Source organism: Dactylosporangium sp. NPDC048998, from assembly GCF_043197855.1.
Lineage (GTDB): Bacteria > Actinomycetota > Actinomycetes > Mycobacteriales > Micromonosporaceae > Dactylosporangium.
This window is the reverse complement of record NZ_JBICTV010000002.1, coordinates 156,500-178,825: the sequence shown is the minus strand read 5'-3', so window position 1 is coordinate 178,825 and position 22,326 is coordinate 156,500. Positions and strand designations below refer to the sequence as shown.

The following is a 22,326-nucleotide window of genomic DNA, read 5'->3' as shown; positions in this document are numbered from 1 at the left end:
TGAACGAGGAGGGGTTGGCGTGGGGTTCCCGGAAAGCGTCCTGACCAAGGACGAGCAGGTGGTGCTGCACCTGCACCCCCACTGGAAGGCGCTGTTCCTGCCGGTGGTCTGGGCCGTCCTGGCCGTGGCCGCGGTCGCGGCGGCGGCGATCTTTACCAGCTGGAACGCGATCGTACTGCTGATCCTGGCCGGCGTGGCGCTCGTGGTGCTGCTGGTGGTCACCGTGTGGCCGTGGATCAAGTGGAAGACCACGCACTACGTCTTCACCAACGAGCGGGTGATCATGCGCAGCGGCGTCTTCTCGCGCAGCGGCCGGGACATCCCGCTGGGCCGGATCAACGACGTGTCGTTCTCACACTCGCTGTTCGAGCGGATGCTCGGCTGCGGCACGCTGACGATCGAGTCGGCCGGTGAGCGGGGTCAGGTGCAGCTGACCGACCTGCCGCACGTCGAGAAGACCCAGAGCACGCTGTACGAGCTGGTCGACGCGGACCGGCAGAAGCACACCTTCGGCGACGACGACCGCGAGGCGCTCGTCAAGGAGATCAAGCACGACTGAGCTTTGCGGCGGGCCCCCGCCTCAGCGCTTCGCGGCGGGGGTCTCCAGCTCCTCGGCCGGCTGACGGGGCGCGGGCGGCGCGGCCGCGTCGGAGAACGCCGCCTCGAGCCGCTCCATCTGTCGCTCGTCCGGGGCGATGGCGGCGGTGTCGGAGAAGGCCACCTCGAGGGCCTCGATCTCGCGCTCCTCGGCGGTGCGCGCCGGGGTGGCCGAGGTGAAGACGAACGTGCGGTACGCCCAGAAGCGGAAGATCATGGCGAGCGCGATGCCGGCCGCGTTGGCGATGTTGAAGGCCAGCCGGTCGCCCGGGTTGGACTCGCTGAAGTGCAGGCCATACTTGGCCACGGCCAGGACGGCCTCCTGGAGGAGCAGGCCAACCCCGTTGAGCGCGAAGAACAGCACGTATTCGCGGCGCACGCTGCTGCGGTCCCGGTCCTGATAGGTCCACTGCCGGTTCAGCACGTAGGAGACGGTCGTCGCGACGACCGCGGAGACGATCTTGGCCTTCAGCGGGCCGATGAACAGCAGCGCGTTGACCAGAGCGAAGTCGATGATCGTGTTGACCCCACCGACGGCCGCGAACCGGAACAGTTCGGTCGCGAGGGAGCGATACCGCTCGGGGATGAAACGGTCGCGAAGACTCCTGGCGAAGCGCACCGGCCAACCTTACGGTAAGCGACCAGGCGCCGCTCGCTCTCGCTGGGTGAGTGCAAGCCAGGTCACCCGGCGGTTTCACCCGCAGGCTCGGCCGCCGGCTTGCGGAACACGATCTGCCGGTAGGACCAGAACCGGAACGCAGTGCCCAGGACCAGGCCAATCCCGTTCTTCGACACGTTGTCGGCCAGGCGCGAGGTGAGCCCGAACCCGTAGTGGCTCACCCACAGGCACGTGAGCGCGATGAACAATCCGCAGAGGTTGAAGAGGAAATACAGTGCGTATTCGCGGCGCAGATCCGTGCGCACCCGGTCGCGCCACGTCCAGAAGCGGTTGCCGATGAATGCCACCGTCGCCGCGACCGTCATCGAGACCGCGCCGGCGACCAGCGAGTTGATGTGACCGAAGAGCAGGTTGAACACGACCGTGTCCACGACGAACGAGACGGCGCCGATCGTGCCGAACTTGCCGACCTCGCGGACCAGGCTCTCGAAGCGCTCGTAGAGGCGCGTGCGCAGCGATGGCTGGGGCGCCGACTTCAGGTCCGTCACCTTCGACAGGGTAAGGCACCGGACGGTTTGCGCAATGGTGCGCGCTGGGCGAAAAGTTCGCGCGATTTTCTGCGAACGGCCGCGAACTTCTCCGGAGTTTGTGCAGCGTTTCACAAGCTCTCGCGGTGCTGTGCCCGGCCGACCGGCTTAGGCTGAGACAAATCGGTTGGATTTCACGACGCGCTTGCCCCATCGCGCGCCGCGCTTCGCGCACCCCTCCGATGCACCCCAGGTCAACGCCGACCACGAGGAGTCTCCACATGTCTGCCCCGGTTACCGTGCCCGGCCTAGATCAGGCGCCGACCGCCCATCCCCGGCTACTCGCCTGGGTCCGTGAGGTCGCCGAGCTCACCAGACCCGAGCGGGTGGTCTGGTGCGACGGCTCCGAGCAGGAGTGGAGCCGCATCACCGACGAGCTGGTGGACAGCGGGGCCTTGGTCCGCCTGGCCGCCCGCCCGAACTCGTTCTGGGCCCGCACCGACCCGTCGGACGTGGCCCGGGTCGAGGAGCGCACGTTCATCTGCTCGGTCGACGAGGCCGACGCGGGGCCGACCAACAACTGGATGGCGCCGGACGAGATGAAGCGGCGCATGACCGAGCTGTACGACGGCTGTATGCGCGGCCGCACGATGTACGTCATCCCGTTCTGCATGGGCCCGCTGACCGCCGAGAACCCGATGTTCGGCGTCGAGCTCACCGACTCGCCCTACGTGGTCGCGTCGATGCGGATCATGACCCGGATGGGCACCGCGGTGGTCGAGCGCATGGGCGCCGACGCGCCGTTCGTGCCGTGCCTGCACTCCGTCGGGGCGCCGCTGGCCCCTGGCGACGAGGACGTGGCGTGGCCGTGCAGCGACACGAAGTACATCTCCCACTTCCCCGAGACCCGCGAGATCTGGAGTTACGGATCCGGTTACGGCGGCAACTCGCTGCTCGGCAAGAAGTGCTACTCGCTGCGCATCGCGAGCGTCATCGGGCGCGACGAGGGCTGGCTCGCCGAGCACATGCTCATCCTGAAGCTCACCTCGCCGGCGGGCGCGGTCAGGTACGTTGCCGCGGCGTTCCCGAGCGCGTGCGGCAAGACCAACCTCGCGATGCTGGAGCCCACGGTGCCGGGCTGGAAGGTCGAGACGCTCGGCGACGACATCGCCTGGATGCGCTTCGGCAGGGACGGCCGCCTCTACGCGGTCAACCCGGAGTTCGGTCTGTTCGGCGTCGCGCCCGGCACCGACTGGAAGACCAACCCCAACGCGATGCGCACGCTCGCCCGGGGCAACTCGATCTTCACCAACGTGGCGCTCACCGACAACGGCGACATCTGGTGGGAGGGCATGGGCGAGCCGCCCGCGCACCTGACCGACTGGCACGGGGCCGACTGGACGCCGGAGTCCGGCGAGCTGTCGTCGCACCCGAACTCGCGCTTCTGCGCGCCGATCGAGCAGTGCCCGATCCTGGCTCCGGAGTACGACGACCCGCGGGGCGTGCCGATCGACGCGATCCTCTTCGGCGGGCGCCGCAAGACGACCATCCCGCTGGTCACCGAGGCGCGTGACTGGGTGCACGGCGTCTACCTGGGCGCGACGCTGTCCAGCGAGACCACTGCCGCGGCGGTCGGCCAGGTCGGCGTCGTGCGCCGGGATCCGATGGCCATGTTGCCGTTCATCGGGTACCACGGGGGCGACTACTTCGCACACTGGATCGAGATGGGCAAGGGCGCCGGCGGCGACGCTTCCAAGCTCCCGCGGATCTTCTACGTGAACTGGTTCCGCCGCGGCGAGGACGGCCGATTCCTCTGGCCCGGGTTCGGCGAGAACTCCCGGGTGCTCAAGTGGGTCGTCGAGCGGATCGAGGGCACCGCCGAGGCCGTGGAGACCCCGATCGGGGCGGTGCCGGTGCCCGGCTCGCTCGACGTGTCGGGCCTCGACATCTCCGCGGAAGACCTGGCCGCGGTGCTCCACGTCGACCCGGCCGAGTGGCGCGAGGAGCTGCCCCAGATCGCGGCGTGGTTCGAGAAGTTCGGCGAGAAGTTGCCCGGTGTTCTCTGGGCCGAACTCGATGCGCTCCGTGCTCGTCTCGGCGCCGCGTAATTTCCCATAACCGCAGGTGAGCGGCCGGTCCCCCGGGTGACCGGCCGCCGCTGCGTTTACAGATTCGGTACTGTCCGGTCCCCGGCTAGCGGTGTTGTTTCGCCCGGTAGGTCGCTAGTCTTCTCTGCCGTGGGTTTGCGTCACGTGGTTTATTCGCTGTACGAGAAGCGTCTCGCCCGGAGGCTGCTCGGCAAGCCGACGCCGCACCACGTCGGGGTGATCGTCGACGGCAACCGCCGCTGGGCGCGCGAGATGGGGTACGTCGATCCCAACGACGGCCACCGCGTCGGCGCCGAGCGGATCAAGGAACTGCTGCGCTGGTGCGACGGCGCCGCGGTCAAGCACGTCACGCTCTGGCTGCTCTCCACCGACAATCTCTCCCGCCCGGCGCAGGAGCTCGACCCGCTGCTGCAGATCATCGAGAGCCTCGCCGCCGACCTGGCCGCCGAGCGCAACCCGTGGGAACTTCGGATCGTCGGCGCGCTCGACCTGCTGCCGAGCTCCAGCGCCCAGGCCCTCAAGGCGGCCCAGGAGAAGACGGTCGACCGCACCGGCGGCGCTCAGGTCAGCCTGGCCGTGGGCTACGGCGGCCGCCGCGAGATCGCCGACGCGGTCCGCTCGCTGCTGCACGAGCACGCCAAGGCCGGCACGACGATCGAGGAGCTCGCCGAGATCCTGGACGTCGACCACATCTCCGATCATCTGTACACGCGCGGCCTGCCCGACCCGGACCTGGTCATCCGCACCTCGGGCGAGCAGCGCCTGTCGGGCTTCCTGCTCTGGCAGAGCGCCCATTCGGAGTTCTACTTCTGCGACGTACATTGGCCGAGCTTCCGCCGCACCGACTTCCTGCGTGCGCTGCGCTCCTACGCCAACCGCCAGCGCCGCTACGGCGCCTGACTCCGCGCCGGCCATTCGCGCCAAAGACAGGTCTCAATCCGGATAAATCCAGACACTTCGTGTCCAGATTTATCCGACTTATACCCCGACAGGCGAAAAATGCGATAAGTCGTGGCGCGCAGCGCCCGACTTATCAATGGAAGAACGACCGCCAATTGGCTGGCGGCACCAGCCCGCGGGCAAGTCTCTGTGATCATGTACTCGGCGACCGCGGTGGGCGGGTTCGTCATGATCCACCGTTGCCGTGCCGACTATCCAGGATGGCCGAAAATGCCCTCCCCCCGTCCGACTTCGACCCCACCCCGCGGCCCTGGACTCGATCGCGGTCTTCTCCCGGACGGCGATCGAGCGCCGCGCCGCCCCGATCTACGACCGCACCCCGTCCGGCAAGACGTTCCGCCTGGCCGAGCTTCCTGACGGTGAACGAGTCCGGCCCGATCACCGAGATCCGCCGGGTGCACGACCTCGACGCCGTGGAGCGCCTGATGCCCGACCTGCTGCTGGGGACTGTGTAAAAAATGGCTGTGATCGCAGCCATCTTTTACACGTGATCCTGCGCCATCCCGGACGGCCGGCACGGCAACGGCGACTGCCCTCTCCCGTCCCGCTTCGACCCCACCCCGCAGCCTATTTTCGACTCATCACGGAGTAGCGCTGCTCCTTGTACGTGTCCACTCCGTGATCATGGAAAGCCGGGCGGTTGCTGCATGATCGCGGAAACGTTGTGCTGGCCGGTCCTGGCGAGGTTGGTCAGCGCTGCCCGAAGCGGGCTTCTCGGGATGCTGACGACCCGATTGACGGTTACGCTAAATCCGATTTATACCCTGACAGGCGAAAAATGGGATAAGTCGCGGCACGGAGTGTCCGACTTATCGATGGACATCGCCGGCCATGGAAGCCGGCGACGCCGGGTTCGCAGGGCGTTCGGGCCTGATCGGCTGGGAATCACGGTCACGATCTAGTGGATTTTGCCGGTACCCGATAGCGTCATTGCTGTGGTGGGGGTTTTCCCCGCCATCCGAGGCCCGGACCGAGCGAACGCATGTGAAGCCACGGGGCCAAGCACCCGACCCCGTGCGGGCGTCGGAGGACGCGAGTGCGGGCGGCGAGGTGCCCGCCCCCGGAGATCCCGTGACCGTTCGCCGTAGTCCCTCAGCATCCTCCGCATCCTCCTCGGAGCCGGCGCCAGCGTCGGACCAGCAGCCCGTCAAGGCTGTTCGCCGCACTCGCAAGAAGGCCGAGGAGGCCCCCGTTCCCGCCCGGCGCACCTTCGTGCTCGACACCTCCGTCCTCCTGTCCGATCCGGGCGCCTTCCTGCGCTTCGGCGAGCACGACGTGGTCCTGCCCCTGGTCGTCATCTCTGAGTTGGAGGGTAAGCGGCACCACCCCGAGCTGGGCTACTTCGCGCGGCGCTCGCTGCGCTTCCTCGACGAGCTGCGGGCCAAGCACGGCCGGCTGGACGAGCCGCTGCCGCTGACCGACACCGGGGGCACTCTGCGCGTCGAGCTCAACCACGCCGACCAGCACGTGCTACCGGCCGGGTTCCGGGCCGACACCGACGACGCGCGCATTCTCGCCGTCGCGCTCGCGATGCAGGCCGAGGGCAGGGACGTCCTGCTGGTCACGAAGGACATGCCGCTGCGGGTGAAGGCGGGCTCGGTGGGCCTGGCGGCCGACGAGTACCAGCCCGGGCCGGCCGCCGATCACAGCTGGACCGGCATGGTCGAGCTGGGCGTCAGCGAGGCCGACGTCAAGCGGTTGTACGCCGGGGAGGCCGTCGACCTCGACGGCGCCGGGGACCTGCCCGTGCACACCGGCCTGGTGCTCTCCTCGCCCAACGGCTCGGCGCTGGGGCGCGTCGGCACCGACAAGTCGGTGCGGCTGGTGCGCGGCGACCGCGAGGCGTTCGGCGTCAGGGGGCGTTCGGCGGAGCAGCGTGTCGCGCTCGACCTGCTGCTGGACGACTCGGTCGGCATCGTGTCGCTCGGCGGGCGAGCCGGCACCGGCAAGTCGGCGCTCGCGCTCTGCGCCGGCCTCGAGGCGGTCATGGAGCGGCGCAAGCACAAGAAGGTCATCGTCTTCCGGCCGCTGTACGCGGTCGGCGGCCAGGAGCTGGGATACCTGCCCGGCAGCGAGGCCGAGAAGATGTCGCCGTGGGCGCAGGCCGTGTTCGACACGCTCGGCGCGCTCGTGCACGACAACGTGATGGAGGAGGTCGCGGGCCGGGGCATGCTCGAGGTGCTGCCGCTGACCCACATCCGCGGCCGGAGCCTGCACGACGCCTTCGTGATCGTCGATGAGGCGCAGTCGCTCGAGCGGGGCGTGCTGCTGACCGTGCTGTCGCGCATCGGCAGCAACTCGCGGGTGGTGCTCACCCACGATGTTGCGCAGCGTGACAACCTCCGGGTCGGTCGGCACGACGGTATCGCCGCGGTGATTGAGGCGCTGAAGGGCCATCCGCTCTTCGCACATGTCACCCTCACCCGTTCGGAGCGTTCTCCGATCGCGGAGGTCGTCACGGATCTGTTGGAAGACCTGCCGTTCGAGCGCTAGCGGCGGCCGGACTTGAGGGAATGCGTCCGAATTGCCCAGTGATTAGAATCACAGAAGGTAGCGTTTGGGTTCTCACCCGCGAATGCACTAGGCGATGGTGGGTCTCGAGCGCATGACGCCAGGCAAGTCGGCATCAGGCGCTCACGGTGCGTAAGGGTCCGGATGGGTCACAGCCCGTCCGGACCCGGTCCCCCCGCGAGGGGGCGGCGCCGTGTCCCTGTCCCCGACGAATGGATGACTTCGTGATCCGGCTGTGGCACCGGGTCGGCACCATCCGAGCTGTGTTCGCCCTCGTGATCCTCGCGGGACTGGTGGGCGGGCTCGTGATTGCCGGCCTGCAGACCCAGCACGACGCGCCCGCGAACTCGGTCAAGGCCGCCGGCGCCGCGTATCCGCTCTCCTCGTCGTCCGCGACGCCGTCGGCGTCGCGCCCGCCGGCCAACGCCGACGAGGCCGACGCCCTGGCCAAGGCCAAGGACGCCGCTTCCGACGCTTCGGTGCAGGCCAAGGCGGCCGACGACGAGGCCCGCAAGAAGGCCGAGGAGGCGGCGAGCCGGTCGAACCAGCGCACCACGACCGCGCCGCCGACGAACTCGCCCCCGAAGTATCCGGTCCCCAGCTCGTGCGACGCCTACTCGGGCAACAAGAAGATCGGCTGCGCGGTGCTCGTGGGCTACGGCTTCGGGCTCGACCAGATGCCGTGCCTCGAGAAGCTGTGGGACAGGGAAAGCCACTGGAACGTCAGCGCCGCGAACAAGAGCAGCGGCGCGTACGGCATCCCGCAGGCCCTGCCCGGCAGCAAGATGGCCAGCGTCGGCGCGGACTGGAAGACCAACCCCGAGACGCAGATCCGCTGGGGCCTGAACTACATCAAGGGCCGGTACAACACGCCCTGCGGCGCCTGGTCGCACAGTCAGTCGACCGGCTGGTATTAAACGGGCACTCCGGGCAAACGCGAGCGCCGTCGCACCTATGTGTGGCGGCGCTCGCGTGTACCTGCTACCACGGTGACGTGGCGATCGACTCTGAGCGGCAGTCCGACCCGACGCGCTTCGGCACGGAGGCCTTCTACGCCTCCATCGGCCGCGCGTTCGTGGCCATGTGCGCCTTCGTCCCGGTGCTGTTCCTCATCGAGTACCTCGACATCCTGTCCGGGCACCGCCTGGACCAGGAGGGCGGCATCCGTCCCCACCACCTCGACGGCCTCGACGGCATCGTCTTCTCGCCGTTTCTGCACGTCAGCTTCGACCACGTGCTGGCCAACAGCGTCCCGCTGATCCTGCTGGGCACGTTCGTGCTGGCCGCGGGCGCCTCTCGCTTCTGGCTCACCACGGTGTTCATCGCGATCGTCGCCGGCGTCGGGGTGTGGTTCACCGGCGACGGCAACAGTGTGGTGGTCGGCGCCAGCGGGGTGATTTTCGGGTACCTCGGCGTCATCCTCATGCGTGGCGTGGTCGAGCGCAGCTGGTGGCACATCGCGGTCGGCCTGCTGATCGGGCTCCTCTACGGATGGCAGCTCGTCGGCGTGCTCCCCGGCGATCCGGACATCTCCTGGCAGGGTCACCTGTTCGGGTTCATCGGCGGGCTCGTCGCCGCGATCCTGTTCCGCCGGCGCCGCCCGAAACCGGTCGAACACGTCGATACACTGGCCCTCGGGCCGGACCTGTCGTAGCGTCTGCCGCATGCGGGAAGTCGACCTCGCCATTGTGGGCGCGGGACCGGCGGGGCTGTTCGCCGCCTATTACGCGGGATTTCGTGGGCTGTCCACCGCCGTGATCGACGCGCTGCCCGAGCCGGGCGGCCAGGTCACGGCGATGTACCCGGAAAAGATGATCTTCGACGTCGCCGGTTTCCCCGGCATCCGCGGCCGTGATCTGGTCGCCAACCTCGTCGAGCAGGCAGCGCAGTTCAACCCCGAGTACGTGTTGGGGGTACGCGCCGAGGGGTTGTCCTATGCGGATGACCGGCCCGTGCTCACGCTGTCCGACGGGCGGTCGCTGCACTGCGGGGCGGTGCTCATCACCGGCGGCCTGGGCAGCTTCACCGCCCGCCCGCTGCCCGCCGCCGAGGGCTTCCACGGCGAGGGACTCGTCTTCTTCGTACCCCACCTGGCCGAGCTGGCCGGGCACGACGTCGTCATCGTCGGCGGCGGCGACTCCGCCTTCGACTGGGCGCTGGCGCTGCAGCCGATCGCGAAGTCGGTGACGCTGGTGCACCGCCGCGACAAGTTCCGCGCGCACGCCTCCACCGTCTCCCGGGTGCAGGCGCTGCCGGTCGAGATCGTGGTCAACGCCGAGGTCACCAAGCTGCTCGGTGACGGGCGGGTCTCGGCGGTCGAGGTGGTGGCCCGCGGCGGCGAGGCGCGCACCCTCCCGGCGGACACGGTCGTGGCCGCGCTCGGCTTCACCGCCGACCTCGGCCCGCTCGCCGACTGGGGCCTGGAGCTCGACAAGCGCCACATCCGGGTCGACTCCACGACGGCCACCAACCTGCCGAGGGTCTTCGCCGCCGGGGACATCAGCGAGTACAACGGGAAGGTCCGCCTCATCGCGGTCGGCTTCGGCGAGGCGGCCACCGCCGTCAACAACGCCGCCGTGATCATCGACCCCGCGGCGCACCTCTTCCCGGGACACTCCAGCGACAACGGCTGAACCCGGCCGCAACTCCCCAACCACCGGTGCGCATCGCCGATGTGAGAAGGCGTGGTGGGCGTCCGTCTGCAGGTCCTCGGCGTGGTGCTCCTGGGCATGCTGGTGTCCGGCGGCGCCGGCCTGCTCATGCACCGCGTGGAGCGCGACGGCGCGGCCCAGGCCCTGGACCGGCGCACCGCCGCCGCGCAGGACGCGGTCGCCTCAGCCGCGCAGCGGTACGTCGACGCCCTGCAGCTCGTCGCGGGCGCCCTGGAGGCCCTCCCGGCGCTGGAGGCCACCTCCTTCGCCACGGTGACCCAGCCGCTGGGGCAGCTGTGGCTGCCTGGCGCCGTGTCCGTCGACTACGTCGTGGCGGTGCCCGACTCCGGCGTCGCCGACGCCCAGGCCGCCTGGCGGGGCCGCGGACTGCTGGGCCTGATCCTGACCGCCGCGCCCGGGGGCCGGCGAGCACTACTTCGCCGTGCTCGCGCGCGGCCTGGCCACCGGGGCCACCGGGCCGCCGTGAGGGCTCGGCCTACGCTCGCAGGCTCCCCGCCAGCTGCTCCAGCTGGCTCTCCTTCGCCTGGCCCACGATGATCACCGTGCGGCTGCCGCCGGTCTGCATGATCGCGCGCTCGCCCGGACGCCCCTGCGACAGGCGCTGCCACTGCTGGCCGGCGATGGTGACCGCGCCGTCGTCGCGGGCGTCCTTGCCGATGATCGCCGGCACGAGCTCCGCCGTGGGCTTGGCGCTTTCCACCAGCTGCAGGGCGCCGTCATCCGGTGCGGTCACCCCGAGGCGGAGGATGCCGTCGGTGTATGTCGCTGAGGAGATCCGCCAGCCGCTCGGCAGCCCTTCCGGCTTGAGCAGCTCGAACTGCCCCGCGCGCTGGACCGAGCCGTAGACCTCGGTCGTGTCGACCATGGGTGGCGCGTCGTGCCCGAGGAAGCGGTAGAAGCCGACGATGAGGAATACCGGCACGATCAGGACCAGCATGGACAGCGCCATGTCCCGCGGCCGGCGGGTCTTGGTCTCGCGGGTCTGCTGTGTCGGAGTCGCCACGCATCCATCTTGACAGGCGATGCGGACCGGGCGCCTGTCAGGATTGCTTGACGGAGTTTTGTGTTACCGAACACACCCACGCAACGACGCGCGAGGAGTGCACGAATGAATCGTGAGATGGACCGGAACCTGGCCCTCGACCTCGTACGGGTCACCGAGGCGGCCGCGATGGCCGCCGGCCGCTGGGTCGGCCGGGGTGACAAGAACGGCGGCGACGGCGCGGCCGTCGACGCCATGCGCCTGCTGATCAACTCGCTGCCCATGCGCGGCACGGTGGTGATCGGCGAAGGCGAGAAGGACAACGCGCCGATGCTCTACAACGGCGAGAGCGTCGGCGACGGCACCGGCCCCGAGGTCGACGTGGCGGTCGACCCGATCGACGGCACCACCCTCATGAGCAAGGGCATGCCCAACGCCCTGGCCGTGCTCGCGGTGGCCGAGCGGGGCGCGATGTTCGACCCCTCCGCGGTGTTCTACATGGAGAAGCTCGCCGTCGGCCCGGACTGCGCCGACGTGGTAGACATCGACGCGGGGGTCGAGGAGAACCTGCGCCGGATCGCCAAGGTGAAGCGCTCCAGCGTCTCCGAGCTCACCGTCTGCATTCTGGACCGGCCGCGCCACCAGGAGCTCGTCCAGCAGGTCCGGCACACCGGGGCCCGGATCCGCTTCATTTCCGACGGCGACATCGCGGGGGCGATCAGCGCGGCCCGGGAGGTCAGCGAGACCGACGTGCTCATGGGCATCGGCGGCACCCCGGAGGGCATCGTCGCCGCCGTGGCGCTCAAGTGCATGGGCGGGGCGATCCAGGCGAAGCTGTGGCCGCGCGACGACGCCGAGCGGGAGAAGGCGATCGCCGCGGGCCACGACCTCTCGCGCGTGCTGCACACCGACGACCTGGTCAGCGGCGACAACATGTTCTTCTGCGCGACGGGCGTGACCAGCGGCGACCTGCTCAAGGGCGTGCGGTACCGCTCGGGCGGCGCCTACACCCAGTCGATCGTGATGCGGTCGCGCTCGGGAACGATCCGCTGGATCGACTCGTTCCACCGCCTAGAGAAGCTGCGCGCGTACTCGCTCGTCGACTTTTCCTGACCGCGCACGCACGGGACGGGCGCGTCTGCGATTGGTGGACCGGACGGGTCGGCGTGGCGCTTCCAGCGTGGCGCACCCCGGCCGGTCGCCCGCGCTTTGTGTCCCGGCCGTCCGCCGACACCGACCCGTCCGTGCAGGCGTTACATTTCCGGAAATGTCGGGCCTCCGGCCGACATTTCCGACTTTTCGCCCGCCGGGGTATTCAGGCGCTTCGCAGCGTCTCGCGGATGGCCTCGTCCAGCGGCGTCGCGGTCAGGCCGAACTCCCCGGTCACCCGCGAGGAGTCCATGACGAACGGCCGCGCGTGCTGGTACCGGATCTCCAGGAACTCCTTGGCCATCTTGTCGAACAGCGCCGCCCCCTGCACCGCCACCAGCGGATAGGCGCGCAGCCGCGGCGCGGCCAGCCCGGCGAGCTCGGCCACCCGGGTGAGCAGCCGCCGTGCGGTCGTCGGCGCCGGCGACGGCGTGTGCCAGGCCCGGCCCCAGGCCCGCTCGTCCTTCGCCAGCTCGACGAGCGTGCGGGCCGCGTCGGCCGTGTACGTGTAGGTGTGCGGCACGTCCAGCGGCGCCGGCAGCCAGGCGGTCCTGCCCTGGCGCATGGCCGGCAGGGCCTGCTCGATCAGGGAGTACCGCGGCCCGATCCAGTCCGAGGAGCGCACCTCGAACGCGCGGACGCCCGAGGCCAGCGCGTCCTGCCACATCTTCGCCCGGACCCGCCCCTTGACGGTGGTGGCGGCCAGCGGCATGTCCTCGGTCATCGGCCGGTCGACCGGCCCGTACCCGTACAGGTTCCCGGTGAGCGCCAGTACCGCGTCGTTGGCCTCGGCGGCCCGCAGCAGTGCGTCGGCGATGGGCGGCCAGGCGGTCGGCCAGGCGTAGTACGCCGGGTTGGCGCAGTTGTAGATCACGCTCGCGCCCTTCGCGACCCGCAGCAGCGCGGCCCCGTCGCCGCCGCGCGTGACGACGCGCACCTCCTCGCCGGTCTCCGCGACGCGCAGCGCGATGGCGGTACCGACCGACCCGGCCCCGACGACGACCTGCATGGCAGCCTCCTCATGCTCTAATTGGAGAGCATTGCTCTCGATACAGAGCATAGGGCGACGCCACGTCGCCGACAAGAGCAGTGCTCTCGAATCGGAGCGTGTGTAATGATGGCCACATGAAGGCGAACTCGATCAGGGCCCGCGTCCGGGCGGAGATGACCGACGAGATCAAGGAGATCGCCCGCCGCCACCTGGCCACCGACGGCGCGAACCTCTCGCTGCGCGCCGTGGCCCGGGACCTGGGCGTGGTGAGCTCGGCGATCTACCGGTACTTCGCCAGCCGCGACGAACTGCTCACCGCCCTGATCCTGGACGCATACAACGCGCTGGGCGGCTTCGCCGAAGAGGCCGAGGCAGCGGTACCACGGGACGCGTACACCGACCGCTGGCTCGCGGTAGCCGGCGCGGTACGCGACTGGGCTCTGGCGCGGCCGCACGAGTACGCGCTCATCTACGGCAGCCCGGTCCCCGGCTATCGGGCCCCGGAGGACACGGTCGCCCCGGCCACCCGCGGGGTCCGCGTGCTCGGCGGCATCCTGCAGGACGCGGCCGTCGCCGGCGCGCTGGCCCCGAACGACGATCCGCCGCTACCGCCGGCCTCGGCCGAGGACGTGGCCCGGATCAGCGAGGCGATCGCCCCGGACGTGCCACCCACCACGATGGTGCGCGGCCTGTCCGCCTGGGTGGCCCTGTTCGGCCAGGTGAGCTTCGAGCTCTTCGGCCAGCTGCGCAACACGATCAACCACCGCGACGAGTTCTTCGCCCACCAGATGCGAGCCCACGCCCGCTACATAGGCCTACCCACCTGAGGATCGCAACACGTCGTTCAGGCGCGCCGCCTGTCGGGTGAGGTGGTCGCGCTCGGCGAGGTTGGTGGCGACGCGGGCCGCGTCCCTGTACAGCCGAGCCGCGAGCGGGAGGTCGCCGGCCCGCTCCCGAAGGTACGCCTCCACCGCCGTGTATCTGGGAACCGTCGGATCCACGTGTGCCAGGGCGGCCAGACCGGCCTGTACCCCGTCCGCCTCACCCACCGCGACGGCACGGTTCAGACGTACGACGGAGTTGTCGGTGAGACGGTCGAGTTCGTCGTACCACTCCACGATCTGCACCCAGTCGGTCTCATCCGCCGTCCGTGCGTCGGCGTGCAGGGCTGCGATCGCGGCCTGCGCCTGGTATTCGCCGAGCCGGTCGCGCGCCAGCGCCTGCTGCAGGATCGCAACTCCCTCGGCGATCAGCAGCGTGTCCCACCGGGACCGGTCCTGCTTCGCCAGTGGGACGAGCGCGCCGTCGGGTGTCGTACGCGCGGCGCGGCGCGCATGGTGCAGCAGCATCAGCGCGAGCAGGCCGGACGCCTCCTCGTCGTCGGTCATCGAGGTCACCTGCCGGGTCAGCCGGATCGCCTCGTCGGCGAGGTCGACCTCGCCGCTGTAGCCCTCGTTGAAGACCAGATAGAGCACCCGCAGGACGGTGGCCAGGTCACCGGGCTCGTCGAAGCGCACATCCGAGACGGTGCGCTTGGCCCGGCTGATGCGCTGGGCCATGGTTGCCTCGGGCACCAGGTACGCCTGCGCGATCTGCCGCGTCGTCAGGCCGCCCACCGCCCGCAGCGTGAGCGCCACAGCGGATGCCGGGGTGAGCGACGGGTGAGCGCACAGGAAGTAGAGCCGCAGGGTGTCGTCCCTGTCCTCGGTCGGGCCCGGCGGCGGCTCGGCCTCGACCCGGGCCTCGCGGGCGTGCCGGGCGCTCTCCGCCCTGGTCGCGTCCAAGAACTTCCGCCAGGCGACCGTGATCAGCCAACCCGTCGGATCCGCCGGCGGGTCCGTCGGCCACGTCGCCAGCGCCCGGATCAACGCCTCCTGCACGGCGTCCTCGGCCGTCGCGAAGTCGCCTCCACGACGGACGAGGACACCGGTGACCGCGGGAATCAGATCCCGCAGCAGGGTTTCGTTCACTCCGCGACAGTAGGCGCGGCGGTCAGGAACGGACGCACCTCGAGCCATTCGTAGATCGGCTTGCCGTCCGGGCCAGGCGCGGCCGAGAGTTCGCCCGCCAGCTCGACGGCTCGCTCGTACGTCTCCACGTCGATCACCATCCACCCGGCGATCAGGTCCTTGGTCTCCGCGAACGGGCCGTCGGTGACCGGCGGCCGACCCTTGCCGCCGTAACGGACGAACGTCCCCTCCGGGGACAACGCCTGTTCGTCCACGTATTCGCCCGTGCCCTCCAACCTGGCCGCGAAGTCGCGCATGTACTGCACGTGCGCGTCGATGTCCGTCGGCGTCCACCGGTCCATCGGGTCGAAGTCGACGACGGGAGCCGGTCCGCCGCGGTAGTGCTTGAGCAGCAGGTACTTGGCCATGAGTGTCCTCCTTCGGCGCGACGCGACCATTGTGGCCGCGTTCGCACCGGGGACGACGCCGATCACCGATTCTCGACATCGGCCCGGCGGGCGCTGGTGCCGCGGTCCACCGGCCCGACCCTCACGACCGGTTCCGCTCGGCCAGGTCCTGCAGGAATCGCGGTAGCCGACCGGCGCCGAAGTCGTAGTAGCGCACCCAGTGCGGCGTGATCGCGATTCGCGCCATCTGGTCGTACATCATGCGGCAGTTCCGCTCGAACTCGGCCGCCGCTTCGGCGTCGAGGAACCTCCGGGCGCCGGCGAGATATTCGTCGGGCACGCCGTCGACGATCTCGACGCTCGCCCGCCCGCGTATCGAAAGCGCTCGCGCCTGGTCGGGCGTTTCGCCCGCATCGATGGTCAGTGCGACATCCGGGCGGGCCGACAACGCCGCAACCTTCGGCGAGGTCGTGGCCGTGGAGATCACGACCTGGTCGCCGGTCCAGAAGAAGGCGACCGGGATCACCCGCGGTGTTCCGTCCTTCCCGATGTACGCCAGACGGGCCAGGTGGGGGGACGTGAGCAGCTCTTGCGCGCCGGACCTGGAGAGTTCGTCGTCGATGTTCTGCCGGTCCATGGTGTTTCCTTCCGTCACGGCGCGACCGTTGTGGCCGCGGTCGAACCGGGGACGGCGCCGGTCGCGGATTCTCGACATCGGCGAGGAAAACCAGGGGGAGTGCACCGGGCTGCCTGCTGGCGCCGGCCGTTGGCGAGGCGGCCGCGTGCGGCGGGCCCTGCCTGGCCGGGCCGGTATGGCCGGATTGTTCGGTCTTGTCCGAGTTGGCTGGGCGGCGGTCAGGAGTCGGACGGTGTGAGCCGGGCCCGCGCCGCGTCGAGCCAGCGTTGGCAGATCGTGGCCAGCTCCTCGCCGCGCTCCCACAGCGCCAGCGACTCCTCCAATGTCGAGCCGCCCGACTCCAGGCGCTCGACGACCGTGGCGAGCTCGGCGCGGGCCTGCTCGTACGTCAACGACGGCGCCGGCTCGGCCGTCTTCGGCTCGCTCACGCGGTTGACCCCTCTCCCGAAGAAGCTCTCATAACACCGAACCACACTCCGGCGCCGAAACCCAGCAGGGCGCTCATGTGGCCGTGTGCGACAGGAACAGGACCGAGTCGGCGCGTCGGTAGCCGACGCGGGAGTAGACGCGCTCCTGGGCGTCGCCGGCGGGGGTGAGGAACGCCAGGGTCGCGCCGGCGGCGAACGCGGCGCGGGTCAGCTGGAGGGTCAGGGCGCCGCCGAGGCCGAGGCGCTCGTAACTCGGGCGCACCGCGATGCCCGCCACCTCGCTGATGCCGTCGCGCACGGCGACCGCCACACCGCCGCCGGCCGGGTCGCCCGACGCGGCATCGCGGGCCAGGAGCTGGAGCTGGCCCCCGGCGGCCTTGGCGCGGGTCGCGACCACGTGCTCCGGCGTCGGGGGCGGCTCCCCGAACGCCTCGTGCTGCGCGGCCAGCATCGCAGCCGTCTCGGCGTCGGTGCCGGGAGCGACCAGCTCGAAGCCGGCCGGCACCGGCTGGTCGACGTCGGCGCCGGGCGTGCACACCATGAGCGGCAGCCGGTCGGCGACGGTGAACCCGGCCGCGAGCAGGGCCGGCTCGACGGCGGGGGCGAGGCCCGGCAGATATTCCAGCCGCGGCGCCCGGCCCCGGCTGGTGAACGCCGCCACGAGCGCCTCGACGTCGGCCGGGGTCGGCACGGCGTCCGGGTCGGGGATCGCGTAGTTCAGGTAGACGTTCGGGTCGTGCGCGGTGATCGTCACCGTGAACGGCCCGGCGCGCACCACCTCGCGGCCGCTGCTCGCGCTGGCCAGCATGTACTCCTGCAGGCGCCGGGACATCATCGTCCTTCCACGATCGCGGCCAGCGATCCCTCGGCCAGCCTGATGCGCAACCGCTCCTTGGCGGACACCTCGCCCGGCGAGCGCACCACGGCCCCGTCCTCGCGCTGGACGATCGCGTAGCCCCGCTGCAGGGTGGCCGACGGCGAGAGCGTGCGCAGCCGGGCGAGCGTGTGCTCGATCTCGGTGCCGGCCCGGTCGAGGCGGTGCACGAGATTGCGGGTGGCCCGGTCGCGCAGCGCGGCGACGTCGGCGGCGCGCACGTCGACCATGGTCAGCGGCCGGGCGATCGACGGGCGGGAGCGCAGCGCGTCGAGCCGGTGCTGCTCGCGGTCGAGCAGGCCGCGCAGCGACCGGTCGAGCCGCTGCTTGGCCTGGCCGATCAGGCGCAGCTCCTCGCCGAGGTCGGGCACGATGCGCTTGGCGGCGTCGGTCGGGGTGGAGGCGCGCACGTCGGCGACGTAGTCCACGAGCGGCACGTCGGTCTCGTGCCCGACCGCGGAGACGATCGGCGTGCGGCAGGCGAACACCGCCCGGCACAGGGCCTCGTCGGAGAAGGGCAGCAGGTCCTCGGTCGAGCCGCCGCCGCGCGCGAGCACGATGACGTCGACCGTCTCGTCGCGGTCGAGCACGGCGAGCGCGTCGATGATCTGCGGTACGGCGGAAGGCCCTTGCACCGCCACGTTGATCACCCGGAAGTCGACCGTCGGCCAGCGCCGCCGCGCGTTGGTGAGCACGTCGCGCTCGGCGGCGCTGGCCCGGCCCGTGACGAGCCCGATGCGCCGCGGCAGGAACGGCAGGCGCCGCTTGCGCTCCCGGGCGAAGAGCCCCTCGGCGGCCAGCAGCTTCTTGAGCTGCTCCAGCCGCGCCAGCAGCTCGCCGAGGCCGACCTGGCGGATCTCGTCGGCGCGCAGGCTCAGGGTGCCGCGCGCGGCGTAGAACTCAGGCCGTGCGTGCACGACGATCCGCGCCCCGTCGTTGAGGCCGGGCGCGCCGAGGTCGACCACGTCGCGGTTGGTGGTCACGGTCAGGCTCAGGTCGGCCGACGGGTCGCGCAGGGTGAGGAATACGGTGTTGGTGCCGGGCCGCCGGGTGATCTGCGCGACCTGCCCGTCCACCCAGATCCAGCCGAGCCGGCCGATCCAATGGCTGATCTTCTGGCTGACGACCCGAACCGGCCACGGCTGCTCACTCGTCGACGCGGTTTCAGTCATGCGAACACCCTAAACACCGGGTACGACAGAAAAGTCAGCCACGCAGGTACGCCAGCACAGCGCGTACCCGCCGGTGCACATCGTCGTCGGGCGGCAGGTCGAGCTTGGCGAGCAGGCCGTTGATGTGCTTGGCCACCGCGGCCTCGCTCACCACCAGCGCGCGGGCGATCGCCGCGTTGGAGTGCCCCTCGGCCATGAGTGCCAGCACCTCGCGCTCCCGCGGCGTGAGCCGGGTCAGCGGGTCGCGCCGCCGGCCGAGCAGCTGCGCCACCACGTCGGGGTCGACGACCGTGTGCCCGGCCGCGACCCGCGCGACCGCGTCGGCGAACTCGGCCACGTCGCCGATGCGGTCCTTGAGCAGGTACCCGACCCCGGCGCGCCGCCCCGACTCGAGCAGCTCGGCGGCGTACGTCTGCTCGATGTACTGGCTGAGCACCAGCACCGGCAGCGCCGGGTCCTCGGCCCGCAGCGCGATCGCGGCCTGCAGGCCCTCGTCGCTGAACCCCGGCGGCATCCGCACGTCGGTCACCACCAGGCCGGGGCGGTGCTCCCGCACGGCGGCGACCAGCTCCGGCGCGCTGCCGACGGCCGCGACGACCTCGTGCCCGAAGCGCCGCAGCAGCCCGGCGATGCCCTCGCGGATGAGCACGCCGTCCTCGGCGATCACGACGCGCAAACAAGCTCCAACGGCAGCTCCACGTGTACCACCGTAGGCCCTCCGACCGGGCTGGCCAGCGACACCGTCCCGCCCGCCGCCGCCACCCGGTCGGCCAGCCCCGACAGGCCGCTGCCGCGCGCCGGGTCGGCCCCGCCCCGCCCGTCGTCGCGCACCTGCACGGTGAGCCGCCCGCCGGCCGCCGACGCCACCACCCGCGCCCGGGTCGCGCCGCTGTGCTTGGCCACGTTCGCCAGCGCCTCGACGACCACGAAGTACGCGCACGCCTCGACCGCGCCGGGCAGCCGCCGCGGCAGCGCCGCGTCGACGTCCACCGCCAGCGGGGCCCGGTCGGCCACCTCGCGCAGGGCCGCGTGGAGCCCGCGGTCGGCCAGGATCTTCGGGTGTACCCCGCGAATGAGCTCCCGCAGCTCCGCGAGCGCCTCCTTGGCCAGCTCGTGCGCCCGCGACACCGGCTTGGCCGCCGGCGACGACTCGGGCAGCTCGAGGCGGGCCAGGCCGAGCTGCATGCTGAGCGCCAGGAGCCGCTGCTGCGCCCCGTCGTGCAGGTCGCGCTCGATGCGCCGGCGCTCCACCTCGAACGCGTCGACCAGCCGCGCCCGCGACCGCGCGACCTCGGTCAGCCGCGCGTCGGTCTCCATCCGCGGCCCGAGCACGGCCTGCGTGATCGCCGCGCGGGCGGCCGCCCAGGCGCTCATCGGGTAGAGCAGCACGACGCCGAGGGCGGCGCCGAACACCGATCCCGCCAGTGTCAGCGACAGCGGGGCGTCGTGGATGTACAGCGGGCCGCACAGCAGCACCGACACGCCCCCCGTCCACATGGCCACGACCAGGCCGTCGAGCCAGCACAGCGCGGTGGTCATCAGCATCGTGTACCCCAGCTCGCGCCACGTCGCCGGCTCCCACAGCCGGGCCATGACCCAGCCGCGCAGCCCCGGCCGCTCGGGCGCCCGATGCGGGTCGCTGAGCCGGACGTCGTCGACGATGCGCAGCCGGCGCCGCTCGATGCGGGCCACCACGATGCCGGACAGGGCCGCGGCCAGGAACCCGGCCAGCCCGACCACCACGAGGCTCAGCACCGCGCCCGCCAGCAGCAGCCCGAGCAGCACCGTGCCGGTGGCGATGCCGAGCAGGCCGCCCGTGGCCAGGTACGCCAGCGAGCGCCACGGCCACCACGAGGTCAGGAACCGCATCGGCGGCAGCCGCAGCGCGTCCATGACAGATCGGGGGCGCATGCAGCCGACCGTACCGGCGCCGCCCGCCCCCGCGCGGTAGTGCTGGCGTTACCGCGGTCTCGCCCGGAGGCGGTGGCGACGTGAGCACGTACGATGGCAGGGTGACTGCTTCGAAGCGCGTCCTGCTCGCCAAGCCCCGCGGCTACTGCGCCGGTGTGGACCGTGCGGTCCAGACCGTGGAGGAGGCGCTGAAGCTGTACGGCGCGCCGATCTACGTGCGCAAGGAGATTGTCCACAACAAGCACGTGGTCAGCACCCTGCAGGCCAAGGGCGCGATCTTCGTCGAGGAGAACGACGACGTCCCCGAGGGCGCGATCGTGGTCTTCTCGGCCCACGGCGTGGCGCCCGAGGTCCACGAGCAGGCCAAGGCCCGCTCCCTGCGCGCCATCGACGCCACGTGCCCGCTGGTCACCAAGGTCCACCAGGAGGCCCGCCGCTTCGCCGCCGACGACTACGACATCCTGCTGATCGGCCACGAGGGCCACGAGGAGGTCATCGGCACCACGGGCGAGGCGCCCGCGCACATCCAGCTGGTCGACGGCCCGGACGGCGCCGAGAAGGTCACGGTCCGCGACCCGTCGAAGGTAGTCTGGCTGTCGCAGACCACGCTCTCGGTCGACGAGACCCTGGAGACGGTGGCCCGCCTCAAGAAGCGCCTGCCCCTGCTCATGTCCCCGCCGAGCGACGACATCTGCTACGCCACGTCCAACCGCCAGGACGCCGTCAAGGCGATGGCCCCCAACTGCGACCTCGTCCTGGTCGTAGGCTCGCAGAACTCGTCGAACTCGCAGCGCCTGCGCGAGGTGGCGGTCGACGCCGGCGCGCGGGCCGGCTACCTGATCGACTACGCGAGCGAGATCCAGGACGAGTGGCTGACCGGCGCCACGACGGTCGGCGTGACCTCCGGCGCCTCCGTGCCCGAGGAGCTCGTCATGGAGGTCCTGGACTTCCTGGCCGCCCGCGACTTCACCGACGTGGCCGAGATCACGACGGCGCAGGAGAAGCTGGTCTTCTCGCTGCCCCAGGAGCTCAAGCGCGACATGAAGGCCAGCGCCGCCGCCCGCGCCGCCGAGGTCGCGAAGACCCTCAGCTGACCAGCCGCTGGCCGGGGTCCGCGCCTCACCGCCCTTTTCGCGCCCGCGGTGGCCCGGACCCCTTTCGCGCCGCGCTCTTCCCGCGGATCAGCGCGCGGTGGCGATCACGCTGACCGGCGGGTCACCATGCCGGTACAGCGTGTCGACCACGACCCGAAGCCCCGGATTGGCCCGTACCCGGTCGTAGCTACGATCCTTGATACGGTCCCGATCGAAGTCGATGCGCCCCGGGCTGCCCGGCTCGTACCGCACCCAGGTCTCCTCCCCGATCATCGGCCCCGCGGTACCCCGCAGCTTGACCTTGATCGAGGCCTCGAACGACGCCGCGCCGTCGGGATAAACGCGGACGCGCACGGCGTAGCGTGCGGCGCGCGTGTTGCCGTGGGCATCGACGTTCTGCAGGCCGAAATCGACGTGCACGATCTCCCCGCGAGCGGTGACCGCATTGGCGCCGGGTTTCCGGCCAAGTCCGAACATGCGCGCGACGCTAGATCCCGCACTGCCCGCATTCGATCACGTCCCCGACACACCCGAGTACGCCGGCCGACACAACCACCGCCTTGCCCCCTTTGCTCCGACATTTCCCCGCGCCGCTCGCTGTCCAAGCCTCGACGTCCGGCCGAGTTTCGCGCACCTGCGTAAGAGCGACCGTCAGATGGCTCATGCCACGCGTGCGAGACCGTTCGGTCGGTGATCGCGGCGGGACCGACCGTCACGATCGCTCGGAGCGGTGGTCAC

Annotated in this window: 24 protein-coding genes; 11 read left to right on the top strand and 13 right to left on the bottom strand. The window is 70.9% G+C overall.

Annotation, left to right across the window (positions count from 1 at the left end; genetic code table 11):
• The first annotated feature begins 19 nt into the window (after positions 1–19).
• Positions 20–559: a PH domain-containing protein gene (locus ACGFI8_RS04840; protein ID WP_392800073.1), complete on the top strand. Its 540-nt coding sequence runs from the start codon at positions 20–22 to the stop codon at positions 557–559.
• 21 nt (positions 560–580) lie between these two features.
• Here the strand turns inward: ACGFI8_RS04840 and ACGFI8_RS04835 are convergent, their stop codons facing one another.
• Both ACGFI8_RS04835 and ACGFI8_RS04830 read right to left on the bottom strand, forming a co-directional pair.
• Positions 581–1,216, bottom strand: coding sequence for a GtrA family protein (locus tag ACGFI8_RS04835; RefSeq protein ID WP_392800070.1), 636 nt, complete (start codon positions 1,214–1,216; stop codon positions 581–583).
• A gap of 62 nt (positions 1,217–1,278) precedes the next feature.
• Positions 1,279–1,764 (bottom strand): GtrA family protein, encoded by a 486-nt coding sequence (locus ACGFI8_RS04830; protein WP_392800067.1) that lies wholly within the window; start codon positions 1,762–1,764, stop codon positions 1,279–1,281.
• A 260-nt stretch (positions 1,765–2,024) separates the two neighbouring features.
• Here ACGFI8_RS04830 and ACGFI8_RS04825 point away from each other — a divergent pair, with 260 nt between their 5' ends.
• From ACGFI8_RS04825 to ACGFI8_RS04795, 7 genes are all read left to right on the top strand, one after another.
• Entirely contained in the window at positions 2,025–3,851 is a 1,827-nt protein-coding gene (locus ACGFI8_RS04825) for a phosphoenolpyruvate carboxykinase (GTP) (protein WP_392800064.1), read from the top strand.
• Positions 3,852–3,980: 129 nt separating this feature from the next.
• A complete protein-coding gene (locus tag ACGFI8_RS04820; protein WP_392800062.1) occupies positions 3,981–4,751 on the top strand; it encodes an isoprenyl transferase in 771 nt (256 codons plus the stop codon).
• 1,272 nt (positions 4,752–6,023) lie between these two features.
• The gene (locus ACGFI8_RS04815) at positions 6,024–7,304 is read left to right on the top strand and encodes a PhoH family protein (RefSeq protein ID WP_392801184.1); all 1,281 of its coding nucleotides are present in this window, start codon (positions 6,024–6,026) and stop codon (positions 7,302–7,304) included.
• A gap of 230 nt (positions 7,305–7,534) precedes the next feature.
• A complete protein-coding gene (locus tag ACGFI8_RS04810) occupies positions 7,535–8,239 on the top strand; it encodes a lytic transglycosylase domain-containing protein (RefSeq protein WP_392800060.1) in 705 nt (234 codons plus the stop codon).
• A gap of 83 nt (positions 8,240–8,322) precedes the next feature.
• Entirely contained in the window at positions 8,323–8,976 is a 654-nt protein-coding gene (locus tag ACGFI8_RS04805) for a rhomboid family intramembrane serine protease (protein WP_392801181.1), read from the top strand.
• Positions 8,977–8,986: 10 nt separating this feature from the next.
• A complete protein-coding gene (locus ACGFI8_RS04800; protein WP_392800057.1) occupies positions 8,987–9,955 on the top strand; it encodes an NAD(P)/FAD-dependent oxidoreductase in 969 nt (322 codons plus the stop codon).
• A gap of 54 nt (positions 9,956–10,009) precedes the next feature.
• On the top strand, positions 10,010–10,531 hold the full coding sequence (locus tag ACGFI8_RS04795) for a hypothetical protein (RefSeq protein WP_392800055.1): 522 nt from the start codon (positions 10,010–10,012) through the stop codon (positions 10,529–10,531).
• Here the strand turns inward: ACGFI8_RS04795 and ACGFI8_RS04790 are convergent.
• The gene (locus ACGFI8_RS04790) at positions 10,470–10,997 is read right to left on the bottom strand and encodes a DUF4245 domain-containing protein (protein ID WP_392800052.1); all 528 of its coding nucleotides are present in this window, start codon (positions 10,995–10,997) and stop codon (positions 10,470–10,472) included. The genes ACGFI8_RS04795 and ACGFI8_RS04790 overlap by 62 nt on opposite strands.
• Positions 10,998–11,102: 105 nt before the next feature.
• Between ACGFI8_RS04790 and glpX the strand changes: the two genes are divergently transcribed.
• Positions 11,103–12,089 carry a class II fructose-bisphosphatase gene (gene glpX / locus ACGFI8_RS04785; RefSeq protein ID WP_392800050.1) on the top strand — a complete coding sequence of 329 codons (987 nt, stop codon included), beginning with the start codon at positions 11,103–11,105 and terminating at the stop codon, positions 12,087–12,089.
• A 202-nt stretch (positions 12,090–12,291) separates the two neighbouring features.
• On the opposite strand, the gene ACGFI8_RS04780 is transcribed toward glpX, so the two are convergent.
• Positions 12,292–13,134: an NAD-dependent epimerase gene (locus ACGFI8_RS04780; protein WP_392800047.1), complete on the bottom strand. Its 843-nt coding sequence runs from the start codon at positions 13,132–13,134 to the stop codon at positions 12,292–12,294.
• Positions 13,135–13,250: 116 nt separating this feature from the next.
• Between ACGFI8_RS04780 and ACGFI8_RS04775 the strand changes: the two genes are divergently transcribed.
• Positions 13,251–13,943, top strand: coding sequence for a TetR/AcrR family transcriptional regulator (locus ACGFI8_RS04775; protein ID WP_392800044.1), 693 nt, complete (start codon positions 13,251–13,253; stop codon positions 13,941–13,943).
• Here the strand turns inward: ACGFI8_RS04775 and ACGFI8_RS04770 are convergent.
• From ACGFI8_RS04770 to ACGFI8_RS04735, 8 genes are all read right to left on the bottom strand, one after another.
• Positions 13,932–15,086: an RNA polymerase sigma factor gene (locus ACGFI8_RS04770; RefSeq protein ID WP_392800041.1), complete on the bottom strand. Its 1,155-nt coding sequence runs from the start codon at positions 15,084–15,086 to the stop codon at positions 13,932–13,934. The two genes, ACGFI8_RS04775 and ACGFI8_RS04770, sit on opposite strands and share 12 nt — an antisense overlap.
• Positions 15,083–15,493: a YciI family protein gene (locus tag ACGFI8_RS04765; protein WP_392800039.1), complete on the bottom strand. Its 411-nt coding sequence runs from the start codon at positions 15,491–15,493 to the stop codon at positions 15,083–15,085. Before ACGFI8_RS04765 ends, ACGFI8_RS04770 begins: the two co-directional genes overlap by 4 nt.
• A 121-nt stretch (positions 15,494–15,614) precedes the next feature.
• Positions 15,615–16,127 carry a pyridoxamine 5'-phosphate oxidase family protein gene (locus ACGFI8_RS04760; protein WP_392800037.1) on the bottom strand — a complete coding sequence of 171 codons (513 nt, stop codon included), beginning with the start codon at positions 16,125–16,127 and terminating at the stop codon, positions 15,615–15,617.
• Between the two features lie 200 nt (positions 16,128–16,327).
• Complete coding sequence (locus ACGFI8_RS04755; RefSeq protein WP_392800034.1) at positions 16,328–16,537, bottom strand: exodeoxyribonuclease VII small subunit; 210 nt, start codon at positions 16,535–16,537, stop codon at positions 16,328–16,330.
• A 73-nt stretch (positions 16,538–16,610) separates the two neighbouring features.
• Entirely contained in the window at positions 16,611–17,372 is a 762-nt protein-coding gene (locus ACGFI8_RS04750) for a GNAT family N-acetyltransferase (RefSeq protein ID WP_392800032.1), read from the bottom strand.
• On the bottom strand, positions 17,369–18,583 hold the full coding sequence (gene xseA, locus ACGFI8_RS04745; protein ID WP_392800029.1) for an exodeoxyribonuclease VII large subunit: 1,215 nt from the start codon (positions 18,581–18,583) through the stop codon (positions 17,369–17,371). The genes ACGFI8_RS04750 and xseA overlap by 4 nt, the downstream gene beginning before the upstream one ends.
• A gap of 34 nt (positions 18,584–18,617) precedes the next feature.
• Positions 18,618–19,259 carry a response regulator gene (locus tag ACGFI8_RS04740; protein ID WP_392800027.1) on the bottom strand — a complete coding sequence of 214 codons (642 nt, stop codon included), beginning with the start codon at positions 19,257–19,259 and terminating at the stop codon, positions 18,618–18,620.
• Entirely contained in the window at positions 19,247–20,494 is a 1,248-nt protein-coding gene (locus ACGFI8_RS04735; RefSeq protein WP_392800024.1) for a sensor histidine kinase, read from the bottom strand. The genes ACGFI8_RS04740 and ACGFI8_RS04735 overlap by 13 nt, the downstream gene beginning before the upstream one ends.
• 80 nt (positions 20,495–20,574) lie before the next feature.
• Between ACGFI8_RS04735 and ACGFI8_RS04730 the strand changes: the two genes are divergently transcribed.
• On the top strand, positions 20,575–21,588 hold the full coding sequence (locus ACGFI8_RS04730; protein WP_392800021.1) for a 4-hydroxy-3-methylbut-2-enyl diphosphate reductase: 1,014 nt from the start codon (positions 20,575–20,577) through the stop codon (positions 21,586–21,588).
• Between the two features lie 87 nt (positions 21,589–21,675).
• Here ACGFI8_RS04730 and ACGFI8_RS04725 read toward each other — a convergent pair whose 3' ends face one another.
• Positions 21,676–22,008: a hypothetical protein gene (locus ACGFI8_RS04725; RefSeq protein ID WP_392800018.1), complete on the bottom strand. Its 333-nt coding sequence runs from the start codon at positions 22,006–22,008 to the stop codon at positions 21,676–21,678.
• Positions 22,009–22,326: the final 318 nt, after the last annotated feature.